Origin of the sequence: Lancefieldella parvula, assembly GCF_963547875.1 — a bacterium.
GTDB classification, from domain to species: Bacteria; Actinomycetota; Coriobacteriia; order Coriobacteriales; family Atopobiaceae; genus Lancefieldella; species Lancefieldella parvula_D.
The window spans coordinates 95,152-101,416 of record NZ_CAUUSI010000006.1 but is presented as its reverse complement, the minus strand read 5'-3'; the positions used below and the strand labels follow the sequence as shown (position 1 = coordinate 101,416).

Sequence of the window (6,265 nt, the reverse complement as noted above, 5' to 3'; positions counted from 1 at the left end):
CATACGCATAAAAAGCCTCCTATTTCTTATGTCCAAGAAATGGGAGGCAGTTCAGGAACGGAGGCTCTTTAATCGCTTTTACTCATCTCCGTCGCTGGTGGCTTTGTCATGACTCTCGTACGAAACGAAACTCAGCGGCACAGTGCGGCACTCAAAATCGCAGGTCAGAACCCTATCGGCCTACTCCCACTCAATGGTCGCAGGTGGCTTTGGGGTAATGTCATACGCGACGCGGTTAACACCAACAACCTCGCTGACAATACGGGAAGAAATGCGAGTCAGCAGCTCATAAGGAAGCTTTGCCCAGTCAGCGGTCATGGCGTCACTAGACTCAACGGCGCGCAGGATAACCGGACGAGCATACGTACGCTCATCGCCCATTACACCAACGGACTTAATGTCGGGTAGCACGGCAAAGTACTGCCAGACGCTATGCTCGGAGTTACGATCGCCTGTCTCGTCAAAGAGCTGAGCATTATAGGCGTCAATCTCTTCGCGGATAATAGCGTCTGCATTGCGGAGAATCTCCAGTTTTTCTGGGGTAACGTCGCCAATGATGCGGATAGCAAGGCCAGGACCTGGGAAAGGCTGTCTGTAGACAAGGTTTTCTGGCAGACCAAGAGAAACGCCCAGCGCACGGACCTCATCCTTGAAGAAGTGATCCAGAGGCTCAATCAAGTCAAAGTGAACGCCCTCTGGGAATGGAATCAGGTTGTGGTGACTCTTGATGGTCGCAGCCTTGCCGCCCGTCTTGCGAGCGCCAGACTCAATAATGTCAGGGTAAATGGTGCCCTGTGCCAGGAACTGAACGCCGTCCAGCTTCTGGGCCTCGTCAAAGAAGACCTTCCAGAACTCGGTACCAATCAGGCGACGCTTCATCTCTGGCTCAGTAACACCTGCCAGAAGCTTAGCGTAGCGCTCCTCTGCATGAACGTGAATCAATGGCACGTTAAACTGCTTGCGGAAGACCTGCTCAACCATCTCTGGCTCGCCCTTACGGAGCATGCCGTGGTTAACAAACACGCAGGTCAGCTGATCGCCGATAGCACGGTGAACAAGAGCTGCGACAACAGAAGAGTCAACGCCGCCGGAAAGCGCCAAAATAACGCGACCATCGCCAACCTTCTGGCGAATCTCCTCCACCTTCTGCTCAATGATGTTATCCATGGTCCACGTCTTCTCAAAACCACAGATATTGAACAGGAAGTTTGAAAGCATCTGGGAACCGCACTCGGTGTGGTTGACCTCTGGGTGGAACTGAGTGGAATACAGGTTCTTAGCAGCGTTTTCCATAGCTGCAATAGGGCAAACATCGGTAGAAGCGGTAACGGTAAAGCCCTCTGGGACCTCAGAGACAGCATCGCGGTGGCTCATCCAAACGGTCTGCTGCTCAGCGGTGCCGTCAAAAATGCGGCTCTCCCCCACGCGAGTCAGATGAGCTGGGCCATACTCGCCCTTCTCGGTATGTCCAACGGTGCCGCCCAAAGTAACCGCCATAATCTGCTGTCCATAGCAGAAACCAAAGACAGGAAGGCCAAGCTCCAGAATCTCTGGGTCAATCTTTGGCGCGTCCTCCGCGTAAACGGAAGCAGGGCCGCCGGACAAAATAAGCGCAGATGGATTGAGCTCACGAAGCTCATCTGCAGAAATATCACAAGGAACAATCTCGGAGTAGACGTTAAGATCACGCACGCGACGTGCAATTAACTGGCCGTACTGGGCACCAAAGTCTAGAACTGCAACAAACTGCTTGGGCCTGGACTCGCTCATGCATGACTCCGCTTCTCCGGTTTCCCGGTCACTCTGGATTCTGCGCCAACGCAATGCCGCACGTATGGACACATATCTCTACCACGAATTTATTGCTATTAATAATACCTTCAACCAGCCGATAACACCACGAGAGATTGCGCGCGCCAAAAAGTCTTCTTATTCTGCGCAAACAAAAGACGTCAAAGTTTTATAATCTGACGAGAAATGCTACTAAGTTCTAACAATTATAAAACACAAAATATGACGAGAAGAGCAGGTCAAAGATACTATAATTTGAAATGTAATTGTTTTGTGACGACCAAAACTGGTAACATTTTTTAAGTACCTATCTGCAATAATTTTCTCACGCTCGCAAGACGAATTGGAGTTTGGTTTATGAAAAAAGTACTGTTCAGACTAGGTGCATTTCTTGTTCCTTTTATGATTGTTGTTACTTTTGTGGCAACATTCGCTTCGGCTGCAACTGTTTCACCGGTCCAAATTACCAGCATGTCTGTGGCTGATGATACCTATACACCAGTCAATGAGATTACCACTGATAATCTGTACCATATTACAATCAACTGGGAATCTACCGCTTCTACCGTGGCAGAAGGTGACTATTTTGATATTACCTTGCCCGATAAAGTCCAGTTCACAGCCACACAAAACACAACTCCAATTGAAGTTAAAGATCCTAACGGCGCAACCGTAGCTTGGGCTTACCCAACTCCAGCAGCTGGCAGCATTTTTGGCGGCACCCTGCATGTTGTTTATACAGACTATGCAAACACCCACACTCAGATTAGGGGTACTTTCTCTCTGTCCGCTCTCTACGATCGCGACGCCATCAACGCAGGCGATAACACCCACATTGACTTTGGCGTTAACGGCACCGCTGTTCCTCTCAACATGATTGTTCGTCCAAAGAACACCATTGGCGAAGAGTGGCTCAACAAGTGGGGCGGACCTGTTACCGGTACTGAGTCCGAGGTACTTTGGTATGTTCGTCTTAACTACTCCGCTTCTAACATGACTGGCGTTGAGTTCTCTGACTCCCTCTCTGATAGAAACGGTGGCGACCTGCCAACATCGGTAACCTACATTGCCAACTCTTTCCACCTGTATCGTGCAGACTTTGATGCAACGGGAAACTACAGCAACCTCCAGGAGGTCACTATTCCTAATGGTGCACTTTCTATTGCAGCCGATGGTCACTCCTACCACCTCAACCTGAGCGGCGTTGACTTCTCCCAGGGTCAGCGTTACCTCCTGCAGTATCGCACCACCTTTATCCCAGGTATGGCTCTGCATAACTATGGCGTGCTTACCAACGCTGGCGGTGCTCCAAGAAGCGAGATTGGCTTTACTTACTACTCACCAAACAACTCCGGCGGCGCAATCGGCAATCTTGTCGGCCGCATCCGCATTATCAAGGTTGATGCTGACAACGCAACTACCCAGCTTCCAGGCGCAACTTTTAAGGTAACAAGCGTTGCTAATCCAGCTGATTCTTGGACTCTTACTACAAGCGCCGACGGAACTGCAACCTCCGAAAGGCTCACTACCGGCTCCTACACCATCGAAGAGCTCACTGCTCCAGATGGTTACGTGCGCGACACCACCGTTTACACCGTAAACGTTGACAATCAGTCCGGCACTATCAAGATTATTGAGAACAAGAAGAACGCTCACGCAGACATCCCTGTACAGAAAGTCTGGAATGGTGCAGAGGGCGGAGCAGTAACCGTTCACCTGCTTGCAAACGGCGTTGACACCGGCAAGACCCTTACCTTGAGCTCTGACAACAACTGGCAGGATTCCTTCACAGGCCTCGAGGCTTATGCAGCTGATGGCTCTGAGATTACCTACACCATCTCTGAGGACGAGGTAGCTGGCTACACTAGCCAGATCACCGGCGACGCAACTCAGGGATTTGTAGTCACCAACACCCAGGTTCCTCCAACTCCAGAGAAGCCTGCTAAGACTCGCAAGAAGTCCAACCTCCCCCACACCGGAGATGCATCTTCTGTTGCAAGCGTCCTCTTTGGATCTTTGGCAGCACTGAGTAGCGCAGTTGCACTTAAGCGCCGCAAGTAAGTCTGGCGCGAAGTCGTAACAGCGCGGGCGCGCAGCTCCACGCAACTTCACAAGAACGTCTTGTCCTCGTGGCAAGGCGTTCTTTTTTGGCGAGAAAACCGTCTCTTTTGCATGGCTCCACAGAACTTCTCGCCTCCTTAATTGCATACAGAAAAATGACCTATTCGGAATCACGTATAAAAAGTGACTAATGTCCAGCATTTAGATTTATTAGGAGTAATATTTATCCATTTTTATTACGTTAAGCTGCACATAGTGTGGAATGTTCGTTGTGAACAATTGTGAAGAACCTGTGAATTTAGCTGTAATTTATTTAAAAGGTATCAGAAAAAGAACCGATAAATTCCTTGTACCTGCATAAATATTTGAACTTTAAAAAATCTATATAAATATATACAGAATCTCAAATAAATTCTCTTTGTAATAGGTGAAAATAGACGCATCTATTGCAAAGGAGTCCTGATGAACAAACGCCTGTTTAAGCTGTTAAGTTTTGTCTTCATGCTAGTCCTGGCGCTTCCGCTTGCTGCAAAATCAGCTTTTGCTGAGACTGCAAGCACTGAAGCTGCTACAGGCACCCCTAAAGCGGTTGTCGCAACCATTACAGACTTTAGAGTTGAAGATCGTTTTGGTAATCCAACTACCGTTGTTAACAAGGCAAATGTGTATGCCATTGCTATGACGTGGGACGCCTCTGCAAACGCTAACGTAGAACCGGGCGATTACTTTGACGTCACCCTCCCTAACGAGATGAGGTTTACCGCAGCTCATCCTGCGTCTACCTTTAACATCACCGATGCCGCAACCGGCGAGGTCATGGCAGTAGCTCACGTCACCCCTGGTACCGATGGTTTTGGTGGAAACATGCGTGTTGTCTTTACCAACTACGTTAACAACCACACTGACCTGCGCGGTACCGCTCGACTTGGCTTTACCATTGATTCACATCGTGTTCAGACAGGTACCGGTAAATCTTTTATCTTTACTGTCTCTGGCAGCCCTGTTCCTGTAACGTTTGACGTCACCGCTCCTGGTACCATTGGTACTGAGTACCTCTCCAAGTGGGGCAAGATTATTGAGGGCAACGCAAACGAGATTCAGTGGACCGGCCGCATCAACTACTCTGGTGGTAACTTCCACAACGTCCGTCTACACGACCAGCTATCCGACCAGGGCGGCGGCGACCTTCCTTCCGAGATTACCTATGTTCCAGGAACTTTTGAGCTTTGGAGCGCTCGCTTTGATGAGTACGGCTCAACCATTCCAGGAACTGCAACTCGCATTCCTATTACCCCAGGTATGCTCAACATTTCTCCTGATGGACAGTCGTTTGATCTTGACCTTTCTGGCATAGACCTCAGCAACGGTCAGAGCTTTAAGTTCACGTATCGCACCACGTACGTTCCAGGTGTTGCTCTGCGTAACCTCATCAAGATGTACTCCGATAACCCTGAGTACAGCTCCGATTGGGTATATCGCAACGCAACTTCCGGCGGAGAAGGTACTTCTACCCTCATCGCTCGTATCCGCATCGTCAAGGTGGATAAGAACGACCACAACACCAAGCTTGCGGGTGCAGTCTTTAAGGTGACCAGCACCACTGATCCATCCAAGACCTGGACTATTACCACTGGTGAAGATGGTACTGCTACCACCGAGAAGCTCCCTGCTGGCACCTACAATGTTCAGGAGATTACCGCTCCTGCTGGCTACCAGCTCAATACCGATACGTATAACCTCACCGTTTCTGCAACCACCGGCGTTATTAAGACCGTTGAGGACGAGAAGACCCCAACAGTTGACGTACAAGTTAACAAGACATGGGTGGGAACTGTAGGCGGTCCTGTTACCGTCAGGCTCTACAAAGACGGCGTTGCTAGCACCGAGACAGTCACTCTTGACCAGACCAATAACTGGGCTGCAACATTTAGCGGTCTTCTCCGCAACGATGCAACAGACGGTCACGTTATTGCTTACACCGTAGTAGAAGAGAACGTTCCTGCTGGATATACCAGCGCAGTCTCGGGCAACCAGACTGATGGCTTCACGGTTACCAACACCGAGATTCCACCAAACACTCCTCCTACCACGCCTCCAAATACGCCACCAAACACCCCACCAGCAACTCCTCCATCAGAGACTCCAAAGAAGCCAAAGAAGAAGCAGCCTAAGCTTCCTGAGACTGGCGACTTCTCCGAGATTGCTCTTGTTGCAGTAGCTACCGTGGGCAGCGTTATTACAACGCTTGGCTATGCTCTGAAGGATCGTCGTAAGTAAGGCAGCGTTGCGCAGCAAGTAACGCTATGAGCAAAAGTTGCTCGTACTTCTCGCGCCAAGCTCCACGAACTTCTCGCACACATCCCCGCTTCACACGTTGAAGCGGGGATTTTTTGTGGCAGGTTTGTTTCCATGC

At 49.8% G+C, this 6,265-nt stretch carries 3 protein-coding genes; 2 read left to right on the top strand and 1 reads right to left on the bottom strand.

Annotation, left to right across the window (positions count from 1 at the left end; translation table 11 throughout):
- Window positions 1-180: 180 nt before the first annotated feature.
- Complete coding sequence (guaA, locus tag RWJ96_RS03910; protein ID WP_314019060.1) at window positions 181-1,770, bottom strand: glutamine-hydrolyzing GMP synthase; 1,590 nt, start codon at window positions 1,768-1,770, stop codon at window positions 181-183.
- A gap of 378 nt (window positions 1,771-2,148) precedes the next feature.
- On the opposite strand from guaA, the gene RWJ96_RS03905 reads away from it, so the two are divergent.
- On the top strand, window positions 2,149-3,852 hold the full coding sequence (locus RWJ96_RS03905) for a Cna B-type domain-containing protein (RefSeq protein WP_314019059.1): 1,704 nt from the start codon (window positions 2,149-2,151) through the stop codon (window positions 3,850-3,852).
- 462 nt (window positions 3,853-4,314) lie between these two features.
- Window positions 4,315-6,129: an Ig-like domain-containing protein gene (locus tag RWJ96_RS03900; protein ID WP_314019058.1), complete on the top strand. Its 1,815-nt coding sequence runs from the start codon at window positions 4,315-4,317 to the stop codon at window positions 6,127-6,129.
- Window positions 6,130-6,265: the final 136 nt, after the last annotated feature.